Genomic DNA, 21202 nt, shown 5'->3' with positions numbered 1-21202 from the left:
ATGAAATTGCCAGGAATGTTATTCCGATTAAGATTGCCAAAGACCAGTCCGCGGGCATCGAACCTGGCGTCGAAAGTGCCTGTGCGTCCAACACCGGAGGGTGCTGGACCTGCCATTCGTGACGCATCCCCCAACGCCCTGTGCGTGCAGCAATGCCGGTCATTGTCCATGCGACGCGCAACGACGATGCCGACCATTCCGCTCGCCGGTTTCCGGCAATATCGTGCGACAGCGCAAGGCATTGCCGGAAGGTCGGTGGCAGCAGGCGTCAGCATGATGATGCGTTGTTCACACGCATTGGTTGCCGGTGCGGGTTGTCGCTCTGTCCGAAATCCATGGATGCCGAAAACTCTCGCTGATGCAGATCGGCCATCGCTCTTCGGCAACAGACGGGCTCAGGCCCGACGGCGCTCCACCTCCGGGTTCTTGCGCGCCGCCAGGAATTCCTTCACCCGCCGGCCGGGTGCGGGACCGCGCACCGGCTTGAAACCGTCATCGAGTTCGCCGGAAAGATCGAGCGTCGCCCGTTTGCCGACCGCGTCGTAATTCTCCTCAAGCCAGTCGCTGGCGGCGGTGCGTCCGAGATCGCGCAGATAGGTCAGGAATGCCCATTCGGCATTGACCTTCGATGACGCCGACAGATCCTTGAACGCCTCGTCGGCATCGATGCGATGCATGCGGATGTCGCGATATTCGCCATGCGGCAGCCGGCCGGCGGCGATCAGTTCCTTGACGAAGGCGATCGAGCGGAATTCGCGCAGCAGCCCGGCGTTGAAGGTGATCTCGTCGATGCGGTTCTGGATCTCGTTGGCGCTCCTGGGCGTTCCCTCCCGCACCACTGGATTGATCTGAACCAGAAGCACATCCTCGGTCGCCGCCGTCTTGAAGAACGGATAGAGCGCCGGGTTGCCGCCATAGCCGCCATCCCAGTAGGGCACGCCCTTGATCTCGACGGCGCGGAACAGTTGCGGCAGGCAGGCCGAGGCCATCACCGTGTCGAGGTCGATCTCGCCATCGGAGAACACCCGCAGCTGCCCGGTCTCGACATTGGTGGCGGAGATGAACAGTTCCATCGACTTGCAGGCATGGACATTCTTGAAATCGATCTCCTGCTGAACCACGTCGCGCAGCGGATTGAGGCCAAGCGGGTTGGCGACATAGGGCGAGAACACCCGCGACATGGTGTCGAAGAAGACATAGCCCGGCGTGTTCTCGATCGACCAGTTGCCCCAGGCGACATCCCATGGCATGCGCTGCACCGGACTGAACCGGCCCTTCGCCGCTACCGCGTGCCAGAAATCATCGAGCTTTTGTCGCGCGCCGTCGACCCCGCCGCGCACAAATCCGTCGGCCAGTGCCACCGCGTTCATGGCCCCGGCGCTGGTGCCGGACACCGCCGAAATCTCCAGCCGTCCGTCCTCCAGCAGCCGGTCGAGCACGCCCCAGGAAAAGGCGCCATGCGAGCCGCCTCCCTGAAGGGCGATGTTGATCTTCTTCTTATCCTCCGCCTTGCCGTTCTTCGTCATGGCGTTCCTGTTACCTCGGTGCCGACCCATCGGTCCGGGAATCGGAGCGGCAGGGTCACGGCAGGCTATGTTGCAGTGCAGCATATAAGGGCGGACCAAGGCAAGAACACGAACACGGTCGCGTGATCACATGAAATTTCGGTCATGCGCAAAAGCCTCTCCGCCTTGAGGCGAAGAGGCTTAGTCCCGTCGAGGCCGGCTTGCAGTGTCAGGCGACGAGGTCCGGCACCGGGCCGACATAGCGCGATTGCGGCCGGATCAGCCGGCCGGTCGTCTGCTGCTCACGCGCATGCGCGATCCAGCCGGAAACGCGCCCGGCCGCGAAGACATTGCTGAAGGCTTTTGGCGGAAAGCCCGCGGCCTCCAGCACGAGCGCGGTGTAGAACTCGACATTGGTCTGCAGCGAGCGCTGCGGCTTGGCGATCCGAAGCACATCGAGCGCCGTTTGCTCGACCGTCTCGGCGAAGGCCAGCCGGCGGCCGGTCTCGCCCTCGCCGCCAATCTGCCGCACGACGGCCTTCAGCACGTCGGCGCGCGGATCGCGCACGCGGTAGATGCGATGGCCGAACCCCATGATCCGCCTATCATGCGCGATCTCGTCGCGCAGCCAGCCGGCCGCGTCGCCATGCGCCTGGATGGCATCGAGCATCTCGATCACCGGGCCGGGCGCGCCGCCATGCAGCGGTCCCTTGAGCGCGCCGAGGCCGGCCAGCACCGATGAGGTCAGCCCAGCCAGTGTCGAGGCGACGACGCGGGTGGCGAAGGTGGAGGCATTGAGGCCGTGGTCGCAGACCGTCACCAGATAGGTATCCAGCGCCTTTGCCAATGTCGGCGGCGGGGCGGAACCTCTGAGCATCCTCAACATGTCGGCGGCATGGTCGGCCTTGCCGTCCGGCGCAACCGGCTGCTCGCCGCGCTGCAGGCGCAGCAAGGCCGGCGTCAGCACCGCTGGCGCCGCGATCAGCCGCAGGGCATCCGCCAGCGTTTCGCCGTCCGGTAATAAGGCCATTCCGGCGCGCATGGCACTGTAGACGTCGAGCGGCGCCAGCAGCACCAGCGAAGGCTGGAGCCGATCGAACACCTCGACGCGTGCCTCGCCCAGGCTCGCCGCCAGTTCGGCATCGCCGGGCAGGTCGTCGAAGAAACCGTCCAGCAGCAGGCGGACCACCTGCGGATAGGTCCATCGTCCCGCCAATTCCGGCAAGGAATGGCCGCGGATCGTCAGGCGGCCGCCCAGGCCATCCACGTCCGACAGGATTGTTTCGGCCGCCACCACGTCATCGAGCCCATTCGCCATAGCTGTCTCCTTGAAGCTTTTGCGCATGGGAGATAAGGATGGGCGACACAGGCATCAATCTTGATCAACAGAATCAATATCAGGTTCACATGTCCGAATGGTTGTCACGGGAAGAGGCGCTGGAACGGCTCAAGGTGCGGCCGCAGACGCTCTACGCCTATGTCAGCCGCGGGCGCATCGGCATGCGGCCCGACCGTGCCGATCCGCGCCGCAGCCAGTACCGCGCCGACGATGTGGCGGCGCTGGCGACGCGAAGGGCGCGCGGACGCAGCCCCTCGGCCATCGCCGAAAGCGCCATCGCCTGGGGCGAGCCGTCGATCGCAACGTCGATCTCGACCGTTTGGCACGGCAGGCTCGTCTATCGGGGACGGGACGCCGTTGCGCTCTGCGAACATGCCACGCTGGAGGAAACCGCCGCCCTGCTTTGGGCCCGGCCAGAACCGGTGAGTTTCGAAGCGCAGGCGTCGGATGCCTCCGGCCAGCTTGGCCAGGCCCCGGCCTTCGCGCACCTTGCCACGCTTGCCGGCCAGGGGCGGCCCTCGCTTGGACGCAGTGCCGCCTCGCTCTGCGCCGATGCCGCGCGCGCTATCGGCGTGCTGGCCAGCGCCATCGGTGCCTCGCCGGGATCCGACCCGGTGCATCGGCGATTGGCCCGGGGCTGGTCGGTGGATGATGGCGGTGCGGAAGCAATCCGGCGCGCCCTTGTGCTGCTCGCCGACCACGAACTCAACGCATCGACCTTTGCAGCCCGCGTCGCGGCCTCGACCGGAGCCTCGCCTGCTGCTTGCCTGCTGGCGGGCCTGGCAACGCTTTCCGGCCCCCGGCACGGTGGCGCCAGCGAAGCGGTGATGCAACTCGCCGACGATGCGGCACGGCACGGCGCCGATGCCACGATCCGGCGCTGGCTCGGCCACGACCGGCCGCTGCCGGGCTTCGGCCATCAGCTTTATCCCGAGGGCGATCCTCGCGCCACAGCACTCTTGGCGGCCATCGACGACACAGACGAGACATTGCGATCGCTGGAAACCGCCGCCATGGCCGCGACCGGCGCTCCAGCGAATATCGATTTTGCCCTGGCCGTGCTGACGCGCAGCCTTGGCTTGCCCCGCGACGCACCGTTCCATTTGTTCGCGCTCGGACGCAGCGTCGGCTGGGCCGCGCATGTGGTCGAACAGATCGTGAGCGGCAGCATCATCAGGCCGCGCGGCCGCTATGAGGGATTGCTGCCGTAGATTGCGTGAATGACAGCGCTCACGACATCGTGTCGAGCTTGCGCTGCATGGCCGCGATCTGGTCCTTGAGCTGCTGCAGGTCGTCGGGCTTCTCCGGCGCTTCCTTCCTGGCCGGCTCGGCGGGAGCCGCGGCAGGCGCCGAGCCCGCAGGCGGGAACGGCGTGAACAGCCGCATCGCGTTCTGGAACATTTCCATGTTGCGGCGCGTCTGTTCTTCCAGCGCCTTGATCGGCGTCGCCATCTTCATCACGTCGAGCGGCGACTTGCCGATGGCGCCTTTCATCTGCTCGCGGAAGCGCTCCTGCTCCTTGGAAAAGGCGATCATCGACTGTTCGAGGAAGCTCGGCACGATCATCTGCATCTGGTCGCCATAGAAGGCGATCAGCTGGCGCAGGAACGGGATCGGCAGCATATTCTGCCCGTCCTTGTTCTCCAGTTCGAAGATGATCTGGGTCAGCACCGGATGCGTGATGTCGTCGCCGGTCTTGGCGTCCTGGACGGTGAACTCCTCGCCCTTCTTGACCATCTCGGCCAGATCCTCGAGCGTCACATAGGTGCTCGTCCCCGTATTGTAGAGGCGGCGATTGGCGTATTTCTTGATAACAATCGGATCGTCTTTTGCGGCCATCTGCATCCTCCCCGGACACCGGCGCGCCTGAGTAAGCGGCCGGTAACGATTGCGCCTTTTTAAAGGATATGCGCAAAAGCCTCACAATTCCAAGCAGTTTGTGCAGTGCGGGATCATATAATGCTGCATAGCAGGCAAAATATGTTGCGCAGCAGCGCCCGCCCTGCCGGCACGGCGATGCGCGGCCTGCTTGCGGCGCATGGGCGCCATACCCATTTCCGGTTTGACTTGGGGTTGGGAAAGGGCAAGAAAAGTCCTCAACGGCAGAACAACACCCATGAAGTCTGGAGAAGAAAATGTCCGCTTCCATCGTCATTGCCAGCGCCGCGCGGACCGCGGTCGGCTCCTTCAACGGCGCCTTTGCCGCCACCCCGGCGCATGAGCTCGGCGCCGTCGTCGTCAAGGAATTGCTGGCCCGTGCCGGTGTCGAAGCGGCCGAGGTCGACGAGGTCATCCTCGGTCAGGTGCTGACCGCGGCTCAAGGCCAGAATCCCGCCCGCCAGGCCTCGATCATGGCCGGCCTGCCCAAGGAGACCACCGCTTGGGGCCTCAACCAGGTTTGCGGCTCGGGCCTGCGCGCCATCGCGCTCGGCATGCAGCAGATCGCCACCGGCGACGCCAAGGTGATCGTCGCCGGCGGCCAGGAATCGATGTCGATGTCGCCGCACGCCCAGCACCTGCGCGCCGGCGTCAAGATGGGCGACTACAAGATGATCGACACCATGATCAAGGACGGGCTGTGGGATGCCTTCAACGGCTATCACATGGGCAACACCGCCGAGAACGTCGCCCGCCAGTTCCAGATCACCCGTGAAGACCAGGACCATTTCGCGCTCGCCTCGCAGAACAAGGCCGAGGCCGCGCAGAAGGCCGGCAAATTCAAGGACGAGATCGTCGCCTTCACCATCAAGGGCAAGAAGGGCGACACCATTGTCGACCAGGATGAGTATATCCGCCACGGCGCGACGCTCGATGCCATGACCAAGCTGAGACCGGCCTTCGACAAGGACGGCACGGTGACCGCCGCCAACGCGTCCGGCATCAATGACGGAGCCGCCGGAGCGCTGCTGATGAGCGAGGCGGAAGCCGCCAGGCGCGGCATCACCCCGCTGGCGCGCATCGCGTCCTGGGCAACGGCCGGCGTCGATCCGGCGATCATGGGCACCGGACCCATTCCCGCCTCGCGCAAGGCCTTGGAAAAGGCCGGCTGGTCGGTCGGCGATCTCGACCTCGTCGAGGCCAACGAGGCATTTGCCGCGCAGGCCTGCGCCGTCAACAAGGACATGGGCTGGGATCCCTCGATCGTCAACGTCAATGGCGGCGCCATCGCCATCGGCCACCCGATCGGTGCGTCCGGCGCCCGCGTCTTCAACACGCTGGTCTTCGAGATGCGCCGCCGTGGCGCCAAGAAGGGCCTGGCCACCCTGTGCATCGGCGGCGGCATGGGCGTCGCCATGTGCGTGGAAGCGCTCTAAGAAAGAGAAGTGAATAGCGAATAGGGAGCAGCCAATAGGGAAGAATGGCGTCAGCGCGACAGGACATTTGATCCCTACTCGCTATTCGCTACTCCCTATTCGCTCTCCCGACCAAAGGGAGGGAGCGCATGACCAAGGTTGCAATCGTCACGGGGGGATCGCGCGGCATCGGCGCCGCGATTTCGATCGCTCTGAAGGCCGCAGGCTATTCCGTTGCCGCGAACTATGCCGGCAACGACGAGGCGGCGGCGAAGTTCAAGGCCGAGACCGGCATTCCGGTCTACAAATGGTCGGTCGCCGACTATGATGCCTGTGCCGTCGGCATCAGGCAGGTCGAGGCCGATCTCGGCCCGGTCTCGGTGCTGGTCAACAATGCCGGCATCACCCGCGACGCCATGTTCCACAAACTGACGCGCGAGCAGTGGAAAGAGGTCATCGACACCAATCTGTCCGGTGTTTTCAACATGACGCACCCGCTGTGGAGCGGCATGCGCGACCGCAAGTTCGGCCGCGTCATCACCATCTCCTCGATCAATGGCCAGAAGGGCCAGGCCGGTCAGGTCAATTATTCGGCAGCCAAGGCCGGCGACATCGGTTTCAGCAAGGCCCTTGCTCAGGAGGGGGCTCGCGCGGGCATCACCGTCAACGTCATCTGCCCCGGCTATATCGCCACCGAGATGGTCAAGGCGATCGACGAGAAGGTGCTCAACGAGCGCATCATCCCGCAGATCCCCGTCGGCCGCCTCGGCGAACCGGAAGAGATCGCGCGCTGCGTCGTCTTCCTCGCTTCGCAGGATGCCGGCTTCATCACCGGCTCGACGCTCACTGCGAACGGCGGTCAGTATTTCGCCTGAGGCGGTGGTTTCGGCGGGACAAGCTGCGACAGCGAGAAATCGGGCGGGCCGGGAAACCGGTCCGTTTTTCATTGATATGCTGTCGCAGCAAAATGCCTCGTTCCAATGCGATGCTCCAATCCGGCACGCAAAGGTTAATGGCGGCAGCGGCATCTGTGCAAAACCCGTCGCCAAGCCTGTGGATTCTCGGTGGATAAGCTGTTCACAACACAAGATATTGGGAGAACAAAAGGGGAAAGTATCGTCGGCGCCGTTTTGTCGCCGATTCGTTCCGGCTTTGAGCGGAAGTTAACATTAACGGACCGAAATCATCGGCAATGCTTTAACGATCAATTCAGAAAGATTAACAATCTCATAACCTTGAGTGGGGCGGATCGAGCCACCCTTCTCATTTGCCGGCAAAGATTAACGACGGAGGCCACTTAGCATAAAACGGGCCAGTTCAACGATTCAGCATGTGGTGAGACTCATCGTCACAAAATCCATATGTAGCCGTGAACAAAAGCTGAATCTAACCGAGTCAGCGATTCGTCGCCGATTCGTTCCAGACTCGTTCCAACTCTTAATCCGCAACCGATCGGGAGCTTGACAAAGGCGCCTTCGAGCCGACAGCGGAACATTCCGCTTTCGCTTCGCGCCCGAAATCCCTATGTGTCGCCTGTCATACGCGCCGTCCAGGGCACGCTCCCGACAATGAGAGGCCAGAAAGCCCTATTTCCGAGCCGATGAACATCCAGCCGAAACACACCGAGCCGCTGATCCTGTCGGGCCGCGACGTGACCGCCGTGCTTGGCCCGACCAACACCGGCAAGACCCATCTCGCCATCGAGCGCATGGTGGCGCATGAGACCGGCATCATCGGCCTGCCGCTTCGGCTGCTGGCGCGTGAGGTGTACACCCGCGTCTGCGAAAAGGTCGGAGCTCACAAGGTGGCGCTGATCACCGGCGAGGAGAAGATCCAGCCGAAAGGCGCTAAATATTCGGTCTGCACCGTCGAGGCCATGCCGCGCGAGACCGATGCCGCCTTCGTCGCCATAGATGAGGTGCAACTGGCCGGCGATCTCGAGCGTGGCCACATCTTCACCGATCGTATCCTGCATCTGCGCGGCCGCCAGGAGACGTTGCTGCTTGGCGCGGCCACCATGCATGGCATCCTGCAGCGGCTGCTGAAGGGCGTCTCGGTGGTGACGCGGCCGCGGCTATCGCATCTCGCCTATGCCGGCTCCAAGAAGCTGACCCGGCTGCCGCGTCGCACCGCGATCGTCGCCTTCTCCGCCGATGAGGTCTATGCCATCGCCGAGTTGATCCGCCGCCAGCAAGGTGGCGCCGCCGTCGTGCTCGGCGCGCTGTCGCCGCGCACCCGCAACGCGCAGGTGGCGCTGTTCCAGTCGGGCGATGTCGACTATCTCGTCGCCACCGATGCCATCGGCATGGGTCTCAACCTCGATCTCGACCATGTCGCCTTTGCCCAGAACCGCAAGTTCGACGGCTACCAGTACCGCAATCTGACGGCGGCCGAGCTTGGCCAGATCGCCGGCCGCGCCGGCCGGCATCTGCGCGACGGCACCTTTGGCGTCACCGGCCAGGTCGATCCGCTCGACGAAGAGCTGGTCAAGAAGATCGAGGGCCACGACTTCGATCCGGTGAAGGTGCTGCAGTGGCGCACCGCGCGTTTCGACTTCGCCAGCCTCGACGCGCTGAAGCGCTCGATCGAGACCAACGCTCCGGTCGAGGGTTTGACGCGCGCGCTGCCGGCGGTCGACGCACAGGCGCTCGAATATCTGTCGCGCGACGGCGACATCCGCGCGCTGGCCACCGATGCCAGGCGCGTGGCGCTGCTGTGGGAAGCCTGCGCACTCCCCGACTACCGCAAGATCGCCCCGGCCCAGCATGCCGACCTCATCGCCTCGATCTACATGGACCTTGCCCGGCACGGCCATGTCGACGAGAATTACATGGCCGAGCAGGTGCGCCGCGCCGACACCACCGAGGGCGACATCGACACGCTGTCGCACCGCATCGCCCAGATCCGCACCTGGACATTTGTGTCGAACCGGCCAGGCTGGCTGGCCGATCAGGCACACTGGCAGGAAAAGACGCGCGAAATCGAAGACAGATTGTCGGATGCGCTGCATGAGCGGTTGACGAAACGCTTCGTAGACCGCAGGACTTCCGTCCTCATGCGGCGCCTTAGAGAAAATACCATGCCTGAAGCCGAAATCAGTCCTACCGGAACCGTCCTTGTCGAAGGCCATCATGTCGGCGAGCTGCAAGGGTTCCGCTTCACAGCCGACCAGACGGCCGGCGGCGAAGACGCCAAGGCCGTGCGCACGGCCGCGCAAAAGGCGCTGGCCGCCGAATTCGAGGCACGCGCCGAACGCTTCGGCGCCTGCGCCAATGGCGACCTTGCGCTTGGTTCGGACGGCACGCTGCGCTGGATCGGCGCACCGATCGGCACGCTGGTTTCAGGCGAGGACGCACTGAAGCCGCGCCTGGTGCTGCTGGCCGACGAACAGTTGACCGGCCCGGCGCGCGACAAGGTCGCCGCGCGTGCCGAACGCTTCGTCAATTTCCAGATCGAAACGCTGCTGAAGCCACTGGTCGACCTGAAGAATGCCGACCAGATTTCCGGCATCGGCCGTGGCATCGCCTTCCAGCTCGTCGAGAATTTCGGCCTCATCAACCGCCGCGACATCGCCGAGGAGATGAAGTCGCTCGACCAGGAAGGCCGTGCGGCGCTACGCCGGCTTGGCGTGCGCTTCGGCGCCTACCATGTCTTCGTGCCGGCGCTGATCAAGCCGGCACCGGCTGGACTGGTGACCTTGCTGTGGGCGCTGAAGAACGACGGCAAGGACAAGCCCGGCTTTGGCGACGTGGTCCACGCGCTGGCATCGGGCCGCACCTCGGTGGTCATCGATCCGACCTTCGACAAGGCCTTCTACAAGCTTGCCGGCTACCGCAATCTTGGCCGCCGCGCCGTGCGCATCGACATCCTGGAGCGTCTGGCCGACCTGATCCGTCCGGCGACCAACTGGAAGCCCGGCCTTGGCCAGCGGCCGGACGGCGCCTATGACGGCCAGTCCTTCATGGTGACGCCGCCGATGATGTCGATCCTCGGCGCCACCGCCGACGACATGGAAGAGATATTGAAGGGCCTCGGCTACCGCGCCGAGCCGAAACCGGCGGCCGAGGTCAAGGCACGGCTGGAGGCGCAGGACAATGCCGCGCGCGAAGCGACAGCCGCCAAGCTCGCGGCGGAAGAGGCCGCACGCGCCGAACAGGCCAAGGCAGCCGAAGCCGCGGTCGAAGGTTCCGAGCCGGCTGCCGCCGAGGCGGCGGTCGAAGCTCCGCCCGAAGCCATCGCGGAAACAGCCGCAGAACCTGTCGCGGAAACGGCTGTTGAAGCTACAATCGAAACCTCAGCCATTGCGGAAACAGCGTCAGAGCCTGTCACGGAAGAGCAAGTCGCAACTCCCGCAGAAATCGTGGAAGAAACTCCGGCTGTTGCAGAAGTTGTCGCCAACGTCACTGCCACAGAAGGCGCCGACGCCCCCACCTCCCCCTCGATGGGGAAGGTCGCGGCGCGAAGCGACGCGGGTGATGGCGCCGACGATGCACGTAGTGCTGATGAAGCCAGTGAGGCAGGCGGTGCTGACGGTACCGGCGCTCCCCTCACCCCGGCGCTGCGCGCCGACCCTCCCCACGAGGGGGAGGGTGAGGCCAGTGAGCCCGCCGCCGAAGCCGAAGCGCCCAAGCCGATCCTGCTGTGGCGCCAGGGCCGTTTCGATCAGCGCCCCCGTCATCAGGAAGGCCGCAACAATCGCCAGCGCAACGGCCAGGCGCGCGGCCGAGGCAACGCACCGACCGATGCCGTCGGCGCCCAGGCAACGGGCATGCCAGGCGAGCGTCCGGCCTATGAAGGCCGCCGCGACGGCGCCGGCAAGCCGCGCTTCGATCGTTCGAAGTTCAAGCCCAAGCCGCAGGGCGAAGGCGAACAGCGCCGCGACGGCCGCCCGCAAGGCGAACGTCCCGAACGCCGTGAAGGCCGGCCCGACTGGAAGGGCGGCAGGCCGGAAGGCAAGGGCGGTCGCCCCGATCAAGGGGGCGCAAAGCCCGTTTTCCAGCCGAAGCCGCGCGAGGAACGCCCGGTCCGCTTCGATCCGGACTCACCCTTCGCCAAGCTCGCCGCCTTGCGCGACCAGCTGAAGAAGTAGGCCCCTAGACCAAGAGATAGCGCTTCGATGGTTGCTGAAGGCCGCCAGCGCATTGACAAATGGCTGTTCTTCTCGCGGGCCGTGAAATCGCGCTCGCTGGCGGCGAAGCTGGTGGTCGCTGGCCGCGTGCGCATCAATCGCGACAAAGCAGCGCAGGCCTCGGATCTGGTCAAGCCGGGCGACGTGCTGACCATCACGCTCGACCGGCGCATTTTCGTCTGGAAGGTGCTCGGCGCCGGTGTGCGGCGCGGCCCGGCCGAGGAGGCTCGCACCCTCTACGAGGACATGTCGCCGCTGCCTACGCCGAAGGCCGACAGCGTGCCCGATGCCATCCCAGCGCTGCGCGAGGCTGGCAGCGGCCGCCCGACCAAACGGGAGCGCCGCCAGACCGACCGCTTGCTCGGCGAAGATTGAGGCTTGTCGCCCAAGAGGATCGGCCAAGAGGTTTGTGGCCAAAGACGCGGTTGGCGATTTGGGACAGCGACAGACGCCAGACGGAAACCGACCCCGGCAAACAGGACACCAAATGCCCCTGTCGCACCCGCGTGCTGGAATTTCATTCCGGAAACGCCGATGCCGTTGGGCATGGCTGCCCTTGCAAGCGACGGACAAAGGCGTTACCTCACGGAAAAAGCCCAACAAAACTGGCCCAATAGAGCTGGGACGTCCCGGAGCCGACCGATGACCTATGTCGTGACCGACAACTGTATCAAATGCAAATATATGGATTGCATCGAGGTCTGTCCGGTCGACTGTTTCTACGAAGGCGAGAACATGCTCGTCATTCATCCCGACGAGTGCATCGACTGCGGCGTCTGCGAGCCGGAATGCCCTGCCGACGCGATCAAGCCCGACACCGAGTCGGGCCTCGACAAATGGCTGCAGATCAATACCGAATACGCCGAGAAATGGCCCAACATCACCGCCAAGAAGGAGCCACCGGCCGACGCCAAAACCTTCGACGGCGAGGCTGGCAAATTCGAGAAATACTTCTCCGCCGAGCCCGGCGAGGGCGATTGACAACCCGGTCGCGAAGGCCGGTATTACGCAAGGTAAGAGCCATGCTGCATTGAGCGCCTTGACAGGCGGCACGGACCTGTGGCCTTCGCTGACGCAGCAAAACCTTGATTCTTCCGACTTTTTGTGTTACATCAGCCAAACATGCCGGTGACACAACGTCGATTTATGGCGCAGACGCCCCAAATCACTGAAAGGTGAAAATCCCATTCCGGACCAGAGCGATCTGGGCCAGGCGGTCGCAATCTGTGCGGTTTGCCGGTCCGGCTTTTCCGATGGGTTCATCTGTTGTGCGGCTAACGATCGGTTCCCCCGATCGCACGAGTTCGGACCGGCAGGACGCCGGTACCACAACAAGGAGTTCAGGGCGTAATGGCTACGATCACCCCGCAGAAGAAGTCCACCGGTGCGCGTCATGGTTTCAAGACCGGTGAGTACATTGTCTATCCGGCGCACGGCGTCGGCCAGATCGTGTCGATCGACGAGCAGGAAGTGGCCGGTCACAAGCTTGAGCTATTCGTCATCGATTTCCAGAAGGACAAGATGCGCCTGAAGGTGCCGGTCGCCAAGGCGACCTCCATCGGCATGCGCAAGCTTTCGGAAGAGGATTATGTCGAGCGCGCGCTGAAGGTCGTCCAGGGCCGCGCCCGCGTCAAGCGCACCATGTGGTCGCGCCGCGCCCAGGAATATGATGCCAAGATCAATTCGGGCGACCTGATCTCGATCTCTGAAGTCGTGCGCGACCTCTACCGTGCCGACAACCAGCCGGAGCAGTCCTATTCCGAACGCCAGCTCTATGAGGCGGCGCTCGACCGCATGGCCCGCGAGATCGCGGCCGTCAACCGCATGTCGGAAACCGAAGCCGTCCGTCTGATCGAGGTCAACCTCAACAAGGGCCCTAAGCGTGGCGCCAAGGCCGACAACGAGGAAGCCGAGCAGGAAGAAGCTGCCTGAGTCTTTGAACCTTCGAGTTCTGAAAAACCCGGCCTCGCGCCGGGTTTTTTGTTTACCCTCCCCCTTGTGGGGAGGGTCGCTGCAAAGCAGCGGGGTGGGGGGCAGCGCCTACCCTCCGGACCTTCGGTCCGACCTCCCACAACGGGGGAAGTAGAAGACTCACCCCTTGCCCTCCTTCTCCGCCTCCTGCTTCAGCGTCGCGATGAACCGCTTGGTCCGTTCGCGCTCCGGATTGCCGAACAGCACGGCGGACGGCCCCTTTTCGACGACGACGCCGGCATCGAGGAAGACCACTTCCTGGGCGATCTTGGAGGCGAGGCGCAGGTCGTGCGTCGCCATCACCATGGTCGTGCCTTCGCTGGCGAGCTTGCCGAGCACATCGACCACCTCCTGTGCCAATTCCGGATCGAGCGCCGAGGTCGGCTCGTCGCAGAGCAGCACCTTCGGCGACGGCGCCAATGCCCTGGCAATGGCGACGCGCTGCTGCTGGCCGCCCGACAGCGTCGCCGGCCACGCATCTGCCTTGTGCTCCATGCCGACCTTCTCCAGCAGCGCCAGCGCCCGCTCGCGTGCCCTCAGCGGCGACCATTTCAGCACCGTCACCAGGCCTTCCATGACATTCTCGATCGCGGTGCGGTGCGGAAACAGCTGGAAATTCTGGAACACCATGCCGGTCTGCAGGCGCAGGCGCCTGATATCGGCGGTCGCCACCTTGATGCCCGGGCGGAATTCCAGCGTTTCGTCGCCAATGCGGACCGTGCCCGATGTCGGGATCTCCAGAAGGTTAATGCAGCGCAGCAGCGTGCTTTTTCCCCCGCCCGAAGGGCCGACAAGCGCGGTGACGCTGCCTTCGTCTATGGCGACGGTCACACCCTTCAGCACCAGATTGTCGCCGAAGCGCTTTTCGATGTCGCTGAGGCCGATCATGAGCGTGCCTCCAGGAAGCCGCCATAGCGGTTGAGCCGTTCCTCCAGCCGCGCCTGCAGGGCCGACAGCACCGAGCTCATCGCCAGATAGAGGATCGCCGCCTCGACATAGAGGATCAGCGGCTCATAGGTGGTGGCGACGATGCGCTGCGCCGCCTGGAACATCTCCGGCACTGTGATGGCGGCTGCCAGCGAGGTGTCCTTGACCAGCGAGATGAAGGTGTTGGACAGCGGCGGCACCGCGACCCGGCCGGCCTGCGGCAGGATGGTGCGCCGCATCGCCTGGCTCCAGGTCATGCCGATCGAATAGGCGGCCTCCCACTGGCCTTTCGGCACCGAGCCGATGGCGGCGCGGATGATCTCCGACGTGTAGGCGCCGATGTTGAGCGTGAAGCCGATCAGCGCCGCGGTGAAGGCGTCGAGCAATATGCCGACCGACGGCAGGCCATAGAAGATCAGGAACAACTGCACCAGGAGCGGCGTGCCGCGAAATATCCAGACATAGAAGCGCACGAGCGCGACCAGCGGCTTGGGTCCGAACAGCCGGCCGAGCGCCGCGCCCAGGCCGACCGTCAGGCCCAGCACGAAGGACAGCAGCGTCAACGGCACGGTGAAGATCAGCGCGGCCCAGAGCAGCGAAGGCAGCGACTCCAGCATCAGTTGCAGCCAGTGCGGCACGAAAGACCCTCCAGAGTGCTAAACGTCAGCCATATCACGACAAAAGCGGCAAACCGTCAAAGACGGCTCGCCGCTGGATGCATCGCACGGGCCGGCAACCGGCCCATCCCACGAAAACTTACTTCGAAACGTCCTGGCCGAAATAGGTGTCGGCGATCTTCTGATAGGTGCCATCCGCCTTGATGTCGGCCAGCGCCTTGTTGATCGCGGCGACCAGCTCGGGATCGCCCTTGCGCACGATCACGCCTGAATAGTCGGCGTTTTCCTCTTGCGCGGCGATCTTCACATTGGCGTCGGGCTTGTGCTTCTTGAAGTCGAGGAACGACAGGCTGTCGTTGATGGTGGCGTCGGCACGGCCGGTCAAAAGCAGCTGGATCGACTGGTCGAAACCATCGGTGCCGACCAGTTCGGCGCCGTTCGTCTCGGCCAGCTTGCCGAAATTCGAGGTCAGCGACTGCGCCGACTTCTTGCCCTTGAGATCGGCGAAGGTCTTGATGTCGGTGTTGTCGCCGCGCACGATCAGCACCGCCTTGGAGGCGATGTAGGGATCGGAGAAATCATACTTGGCCTTGCGGGCGTCGGTGATGCCGACTTCGTTGATGACGGCATCGTAGCGGTTGACGTCGAGGCCCGCGATCAGCCCGTCCCACTTGCCCTCGAGGAACTCGACCTTGACCCCGAGCTTGTCGCCGATCGCCTTGGCGATTTCGACGTCGAAGCCGACCAGCGCGCCGGAAGCGTCATGATAGGTGAAGGGTGCGTAGGTGCCTTCCGTGCCGACCTTGATGACCCCGGCCTGCTTGATCTGGTCGAGATTGGCGCCGGCATGGCCCGATGCGACAGCCAGGGCTTGCAGCGTTCCGGCAATGATGAGCGACTTGAGCCATTTCATTTTTCTGTGATCCCGTCCTTGGCCGGCAACCCGGCATGTTGTGAGGGTTGGAAAATGACAGATGCAGGTCGAAAAAATAAGGAACGAGATTTCAAAAACAATGGATTTCTGAAACCGCATTCTCCGCAGGGGCCTTATTCGCAGCATCCTGATGGTCCAGGCAACCGCTGCGAAATCGCCCGGATGATACCGCTCGCCTGCCCGCGCGGGCGGAACTTTTCTCGCGCATGGCAGTTTTGGCTGTTCTAGGGCACGACGCCGCGATTTCAACCCGACGCCCTGCCAGTTCGTTATTCGCATCGCCTGAGCCAGGGAGTGCCTCATGATGGAAGACACGGCAGGACGGACCATGGTCCGCGCGGCCATGAAGGCCCCCTACCTGGAGCGTGACGAGGAGCATCGGCTGGCCCTGCTCTGGAAAGAAGACAACGACCAGAACGCTTTGCACAGCATCACCGTCGCTCATATGCGGCTGGTCATCTCCATGGCTTCCAAATTCCGCCATTACGGCCTGCCGCTTGGCGATCTGATCCAGGAAGGCCATGTCGGCCTGCTCGAGGCCGCCGCGCGCTTCGAGCCCGAACGCGACGTGCGGTTCTCGACCTATGCGACATGGTGGATCCGAGCCTCGATGCAGGACTACATCCTGCGCAATTGGTCGATCGTGCGCGGCGGCACGAGTTCCGCGCAAAAGGCGCTGTTCTTCAATCTCAGGCGCTTGCGTGCCCGCTTGGCAAATGGCGCCGAGCCGCTCTCCAACGAAACCCTGTATCGCGAAGTGTCGGTTGCGCTTGGTGTTTCCGAAGCTGATGTGGCGATGATGGATTCGCGGCTGTCGGCTCCGGATTCCTCGCTCAACGTGCCGCTGGCCGACGATGCGGGCGCCACCGAGCGGATGGATTTCCTGGTCTCGGACGATCCCCTGCCCGATGAGGTCGTCAGCGACCGCATCGATGTCGCGCGCCGCTCCGTCTGGCTGAAAGCGGCTCTCGCCGCCCTCAACGCCCGTGAACTGCGCATCATCGAGGAACGCCGGCTCAGCGACGAGGGTGCGACGCTTGAGGCACTCGGCGAAACGCTCGGCATTTCCAAGGAGCGCGTACGCCAGATCGAGGCCCGCGCCATGGAAAAGCTCAAGGTCGCGCTGGTGAAGCAGAATCCGGAGTTCCTGGCGACAGCCGCCTGACCGCGAAGCCGGCTCTTATTTGTCGGTGACGATCTTGACCTTGTCGCCGGCCGAAACAGCAGCACCCGGCGACAGCGCATTGAGCACGCGGAACAGGTCGAGCTTGCGGTCGACGCCCACCATCTGCGCGGCGAGCGAGCCCATGGTCTGTCCCGGCTGCACGGTGAGCACGCGGATGTGCAGCGGCTTCAGGGCCGCTTTTTCAGCAGGGCTCAGGATACGGAACGACCCGCTGACCGAGCGTGCCACCGTGTCGAGCGAGGTGCTGGCCGAGGGTGCCGCGGTCAGCAGCCGGTAGACCTGGCCGCCGGCGCGGATCACCGCGATGTCGAACTGCCAGCCTTCGGCGCCGGCATGCGCGGTCGCCGCCTCGTTGCCATTGATCGTTTCCTGCTTGACGGTGCTGTCGTCGAGACCGGCGACCCAGCCGCTCCGGATGTAGTCGGTCAAGGCGCGGTTCTTGTCGATCGAAACCCCGTCGAAGCGGATGGCTATGTCGCCCGGCCCGGTCGCCGTCACCGCTGCCGCGGAATTGTCGATGATGAAGCCGTCCGGCACCGTGAATGACACACCGAGGCCCGGATGCAGGAAGGTCTCGCCCCGCACATAGCCTTCCTCCGGCGTATCTCCGTAGAGCAGGCCGTCTATGCCGGCGAGGAAGGAATCGCGGTCGCGCGTGCCGACGCCGGGTGCGCCGAACTGGCGGGCATGGCGCTGCGCCAGGTCGATACGCTGCGGCGTATTGGGATGCGTCGCCAGAAAGTCGAGGCTGGCGTCGGTGGCGCCGCTGATCGAGCGGAAATCGGTATAGGCCGACATCGACTGCAGGAACCGGCCGGCGGCGTATGGATCATAGCCGGCTTCGCCGATCGACTTGATGCCGATGGCATCCGCTTCCAGCTCCTGGTTGCGCGAGAACTGCGCCAGCCTGAGCTTGCCGCGGATCAGTGCGGCCTTGGCGGTCGGGCTGTCGCCGAGCACGTCCGAGACCACCTTGGTCGCCAGGCCTTCCTCGGCCTCCAGCTGCTGGCGTTGCAGGCCGTGGTTGGCGGTGACGTGGCCCATCTCGTGCGCGATGACCGCGGCGAGTTCGGACGAATCGTTTGCCAGCGCCAGCAGGCCGCGCGTGATGTAGAGATAGCCGCCCGGCAACGCGAAGGCGTTGACGTTGGGCGAATTCAAAATGGTGATGCGGTAGGTCTGGGTCGGATTGGCGGACACCACGGTCAGGCTGCCGACCACCTTGGCGACCATGCGCTCGAGCTTGGGATCGGAATATTCCCCGCCATAAGTCGCCAGGATGCGCGGGTGCTGCGCCTTGGCCAGTTCGGCGAGTTTGTTGTTGGCGCCGACATTGTCGACCGTGATCGGCTTGTCGGACGGCTGGAACCCGGATTCCTGGACTGCCGGAGGTGTGAACATCTGGCAGCTTGCGAGCGCCACGGCAAAACCGGCCAGCGCAAGAAAGCGCGCCAGCGGGTTCCATCTTGGTCTGTCAACGCCGATCGCCAGAACGGCTTCCTTTCGGGTCCCGGCGCATGACCACGAAAATCGGGGGCGATCTTCGGAATTGTCATGCGCAAACAAACTACTACAGCATCCCTCACACGTCCCTCGGGGCGTGCGGCGGATGCTGTAGGCAAATCACGGCCTGTGCCGGACCAATAGGGCGGACCTAGCCACACTACGTCTGCCATGGCAAGCAAGCGCCACTTCGCCCGAAGACGGTTTGGCCGTAAATTATGTCCGCTTCCGGGCAATATCTCGTGATACGGCATCCCCGGCACCGGTACCGATATAGCGCCGGAACGCCTCGGGACCAGCCCCGGCAAAGAAATCCTCGGCGGAGCCGGTGGCCGCCACGGCGCCATTGTCCAGAAACACCACATTGCGGCCGATGCGGCGCGCATCCTGCGGCTGGTGCGTGACGAACAGCACCGTCATGCCATGGTCGGCATGGACGCCGGCAACCAGGTCGAGCATGTCGTCGCGCAAAGCGGGCCCGAGCGAAGCGAAGGGTTCGTCTAGCAGCAGCACCGGGCGATCGCGCACCAGCACGCGGGCCAGGGCGACGCGCTGGCGCTCACCGCCCGAGAGTTCGCGCGGCAAGCGTTTTTCCTTGCCGGCAAGGCCGGTGCGCGCAAGCGCGTCGGCAATCGCCGCGCGGTCGGCCTCGGTCAGCCGCAGCGACGGCGAGCGGCCGAGCCCGACATTCTGCTCGACGCTGAGATGGGCGAAAAGGTTGTTTTCCTGGAACACCATCGACACCGGCCGCGCCGCCGGAGGCGCGCCGCTGACATCGGCCCCGCCGATCAGCACACGGCCAGACCGAGGCGTCTCGAACCCGGCGACCAGGTTGAGCAGCGTCGACTTCCCCGAGCCGCTCGGCCCCATGATGGCGGTGATTTCCGCTGCGGCGAACGCGACATCGAAGGCAAGCGGCGCCTCCCCATAGCTGAACGAAACCTTGTCCAGCCGCACCGGAACACCTTTCCTGCCAATCGCCCCATCAGACATCGCGGGCCATTCCTTTTCCCAGCCGGTCCGCTGCCAGGACCAGCGCCAGGCAAACCAGGCCGAGCAACAGTGCCAGGCCGGCGGCGTCCGCGGTGCGGTAGCGGCCCATGCGCGCCAGCAGAAGGTAGGGCAATGTCTGCACGGAATCACTGCCGAACAGCGCGATGACACCGAGATCGCCAAGCGACAGTGCCATGGCGAAGGCGAAGGCGGTGGCGAGCGGCCGCCGCAGCGACGGCCAGTCGACCAGCCGCAGCCTGGCCCATCCGACAATGCCCAGCTGCGCGCAGAGCCGTTCGTGACGCTCGCTGCCCGCATCATAGGCGGGACGGACGGCGCGCAACGCGAAAGGCATCGCCATCACCGCATTGACGGTGACGACCATGACCGGGGCGATGGCGAAGACATCGCCGGCATGACGCAGCAGCAGGAACCAGCCGGCGCCGATGACGATGGGCGGCACGACCAGGACGAACCCCGCGCCGGTATCGGTGGCGTGTTCGAGCAGCGTCCTTGGCCCGGAGCGGCGGTTCAGCGCCAGCGCCCTGCGCGCCATGGTCAAGGCCAGCGACAGCATCACCGAAAGCAGCGCCGACAGGAAGGCCAGCACCGCACTCGTCAGCGTCGCCTGCCGGACCGCGGCCTCGCCGGCGAGCCGGCCGAGATCGGCGCCAAGCCCGGCGATCACCGTGGCCGCCATCGGTCCGGCAACGAACAGCAGCGCCAGCACGATGAGCGCCGCGTTCAGCCAGGTCTCGGTCCGGTTGACGGAGAGATAACGGCGCGGTGCGACCGGCAGGTTGGTGTCACCGACGACATTGGCGCCAAGCCGCGTCAGCGCCAGCACCACGATGAAGGTCAAGGCGATCTGCAGCAGCGTCAGCGCGACCGCCCGCGCCGGATCGAAATCGAAGCGGAGCGCCTGATAGATGCCGACTTCCAGCGTCGTCGCGCCTGGTCCGCCGCCGAGCGTCAGCACGATGGTGAAGGAGGTGATGCAGAGCATGAAGACAAGCCCGGCGACCCCGGGCAAGGCGGCGCGCAGCGTCGGCCATTCGATCAGCCGGAACGCCGGCCGCGCGCCCATGCCAAGCTGGCTCGCCAGCCGCCACTGGTCGGCAGGAATGGTCTGCAGCGTCTCGAGGAACAGCCGCGTGCTGAGCGGCAGGTTGAAGAAGACATGGGCGACGAGGATGCCGGACAGGCCGTAAATGCCTGGCCAGCCCTGGCCGCCGACCGCGCCGAACAGGCCGGCGAAATAACCGGCACGGCCGTAGAGCGCCAGGATCCCGAGCGCCGCGACGATGGCCGGCAGCGCCAGCGGCACGGCAAAGAGCTGCAGCATGAAGGCGCGGCCCGGGAAGCGCGGGTGCCGCGACAGCGCACGCGCCACGAACAGCGCCGGTATGACCGAGAGAAGTGTCGAAAGGGCGGCCTGCAAGAGCGTGAAGCGCACGACGCGCAGCAGATAGGGATCGAAGGCCGCCCAAGCGCCCGTGAGATCGTGGGCGCCCTCGACAAGCAGCCCGGCAAACGCGCCACCGATCAGCAGCGCGATCGCGGAAAGCGCGGTGATGCCGGCGCTGACGCGGGGGTCGGTGGGGTGGCGCGTATGCATTTCGCGCTACCCAACACTGTGGTGGGTATCGATCGAAGGAAATACCTGGCGAAGGCCGAGCCCACCCCCCTCTGTCCTGCCGGACATCTCCCCCTCAAGGGGGGAGATTGCGCACGCGGAGGCTTTCGCTATTCTCCAATGCTGCTGGACTTGGCTAGGCGCCAAAACTGCCAATCTCCCCCCTTGAG

Annotated in this window: 17 protein-coding genes; 8 read left to right on the top strand and 9 right to left on the bottom strand. The window is 64.6% G+C overall.

Going from position 1 to position 21202, the window contains the following annotated elements; all coding sequences use genetic code 11:
- Window positions 1-395: 395 nt before the first annotated feature.
- The gene (locus LB568_RS09530; RefSeq protein ID WP_224729972.1) at window positions 396-1526 is read right to left on the bottom strand and encodes a patatin-like phospholipase family protein; all 1131 of its coding nucleotides are present in this window, start codon (window positions 1524-1526) and stop codon (window positions 396-398) included.
- Window positions 1527-1734: 208 nt separating this feature from the next.
- Entirely contained in the window at window positions 1735-2823 is a 1089-nt protein-coding gene (locus LB568_RS09525) for a citrate synthase/methylcitrate synthase (RefSeq protein WP_224729971.1), read from the bottom strand.
- Window positions 2824-2912: 89 nt separating this feature from the next.
- Between LB568_RS09525 and LB568_RS09520 the strand changes: the two genes are divergently transcribed.
- The gene (locus LB568_RS09520; protein ID WP_041164553.1) at window positions 2913-4055 is read left to right on the top strand and encodes a citrate synthase; all 1143 of its coding nucleotides are present in this window, start codon (window positions 2913-2915) and stop codon (window positions 4053-4055) included.
- Window positions 4056-4074: 19 nt separating this feature from the next.
- On the opposite strand, the gene phaR is transcribed toward LB568_RS09520, so the two are convergent.
- The gene (gene phaR, locus LB568_RS09515; RefSeq protein ID WP_013892569.1) at window positions 4075-4683 is read right to left on the bottom strand and encodes a polyhydroxyalkanoate synthesis repressor PhaR; all 609 of its coding nucleotides are present in this window, start codon (window positions 4681-4683) and stop codon (window positions 4075-4077) included.
- A gap of 296 nt (window positions 4684-4979) precedes the next feature.
- On the opposite strand from phaR, the gene LB568_RS09510 reads away from it, so the two are divergent.
- The 6 genes from LB568_RS09510 to LB568_RS09485 all read left to right on the top strand — a co-directional run bounded on the left by LB568_RS09510 (window position 4980) and on the right by LB568_RS09485 (window position 13197).
- Window positions 4980-6158 (top strand): acetyl-CoA C-acetyltransferase, encoded by a 1179-nt coding sequence (locus tag LB568_RS09510; protein ID WP_013892568.1) that lies wholly within the window; start codon window positions 4980-4982, stop codon window positions 6156-6158.
- A 128-nt stretch (window positions 6159-6286) separates the two neighbouring features.
- Complete coding sequence (gene phbB / locus LB568_RS09505; RefSeq protein ID WP_013892567.1) at window positions 6287-7012, top strand: acetoacetyl-CoA reductase; 726 nt, start codon at window positions 6287-6289, stop codon at window positions 7010-7012.
- Window positions 7013-7737: 725 nt separating this feature from the next.
- Entirely contained in the window at window positions 7738-11226 is a 3489-nt protein-coding gene (locus LB568_RS09500) for a helicase-related protein (protein ID WP_224729970.1), read from the top strand.
- A 27-nt stretch (window positions 11227-11253) separates the two neighbouring features.
- Window positions 11254-11640 (top strand): RNA-binding S4 domain-containing protein, encoded by a 387-nt coding sequence (locus tag LB568_RS09495; RefSeq protein ID WP_023769389.1) that lies wholly within the window; start codon window positions 11254-11256, stop codon window positions 11638-11640.
- A gap of 267 nt (window positions 11641-11907) precedes the next feature.
- On the top strand, window positions 11908-12246 hold the full coding sequence (fdxA, locus tag LB568_RS09490) for a ferredoxin FdxA (protein ID WP_013892564.1): 339 nt from the start codon (window positions 11908-11910) through the stop codon (window positions 12244-12246).
- Between the two features lie 369 nt (window positions 12247-12615).
- Window positions 12616-13197: a CarD family transcriptional regulator gene (locus LB568_RS09485; RefSeq protein ID WP_010911999.1), complete on the top strand. Its 582-nt coding sequence runs from the start codon at window positions 12616-12618 to the stop codon at window positions 13195-13197.
- A gap of 159 nt (window positions 13198-13356) precedes the next feature.
- On the opposite strand, the gene LB568_RS09480 is transcribed toward LB568_RS09485, so the two are convergent.
- The 3 genes from LB568_RS09480 to LB568_RS09470 all read right to left on the bottom strand — a co-directional run bounded on the left by LB568_RS09480 (window position 13357) and on the right by LB568_RS09470 (window position 15693).
- Window positions 13357-14124, bottom strand: a complete 768-nt coding sequence (locus tag LB568_RS09480) for an amino acid ABC transporter ATP-binding protein (RefSeq protein WP_224729969.1) — start codon at window positions 14122-14124, stop codon at window positions 13357-13359.
- A complete protein-coding gene (locus LB568_RS09475; RefSeq protein ID WP_224729968.1) occupies window positions 14121-14801 on the bottom strand; it encodes an amino acid ABC transporter permease in 681 nt (226 codons plus the stop codon). Before LB568_RS09475 ends, LB568_RS09480 begins: the two co-directional genes overlap by 4 nt.
- Window positions 14802-14919: 118 nt before the next feature.
- On the bottom strand, window positions 14920-15693 hold the full coding sequence (locus tag LB568_RS09470) for an amino acid ABC transporter substrate-binding protein (RefSeq protein ID WP_013892561.1): 774 nt from the start codon (window positions 15691-15693) through the stop codon (window positions 14920-14922).
- 322 nt (window positions 15694-16015) lie between these two features.
- On the opposite strand from LB568_RS09470, the gene LB568_RS09465 reads away from it, so the two are divergent.
- Window positions 16016-16879 (top strand): RNA polymerase factor sigma-32, encoded by an 864-nt coding sequence (locus LB568_RS09465; RefSeq protein ID WP_013892560.1) that lies wholly within the window; start codon window positions 16016-16018, stop codon window positions 16877-16879.
- 15 nt (window positions 16880-16894) lie between these two features.
- Here LB568_RS09465 and LB568_RS09460 read toward each other — a convergent pair whose 3' ends face one another.
- The 3 genes from LB568_RS09460 to thiP all read right to left on the bottom strand — a co-directional run bounded on the left by LB568_RS09460 (window position 16895) and on the right by thiP (window position 21014).
- On the bottom strand, window positions 16895-18301 hold the full coding sequence (locus LB568_RS09460; RefSeq protein ID WP_263496972.1) for a M48 family metalloprotease: 1407 nt from the start codon (window positions 18299-18301) through the stop codon (window positions 16895-16897).
- A gap of 318 nt (window positions 18302-18619) precedes the next feature.
- Window positions 18620-19396 (bottom strand): thiamine ABC transporter ATP-binding protein, encoded by a 777-nt coding sequence (thiQ, locus tag LB568_RS09455; protein ID WP_224729967.1) that lies wholly within the window; start codon window positions 19394-19396, stop codon window positions 18620-18622.
- The gene (thiP, locus tag LB568_RS09450) at window positions 19389-21014 is read right to left on the bottom strand and encodes a thiamine/thiamine pyrophosphate ABC transporter permease (RefSeq protein ID WP_224729966.1); all 1626 of its coding nucleotides are present in this window, start codon (window positions 21012-21014) and stop codon (window positions 19389-19391) included. The genes thiQ and thiP overlap by 8 nt, the downstream gene beginning before the upstream one ends.
- Between the last annotated feature and the right edge of the window lie 188 nt (window positions 21015-21202).

Origin of the sequence: Mesorhizobium sp. B263B2A, from assembly GCF_020165775.1 — a bacterium.
GTDB lineage: Bacteria > Pseudomonadota > Alphaproteobacteria > Rhizobiales > Rhizobiaceae > Mesorhizobium > Mesorhizobium opportunistum.
Note: the sequence above shows the minus strand (reverse complement) of the source record. Positions and strands in the feature narration are given on the sequence as shown.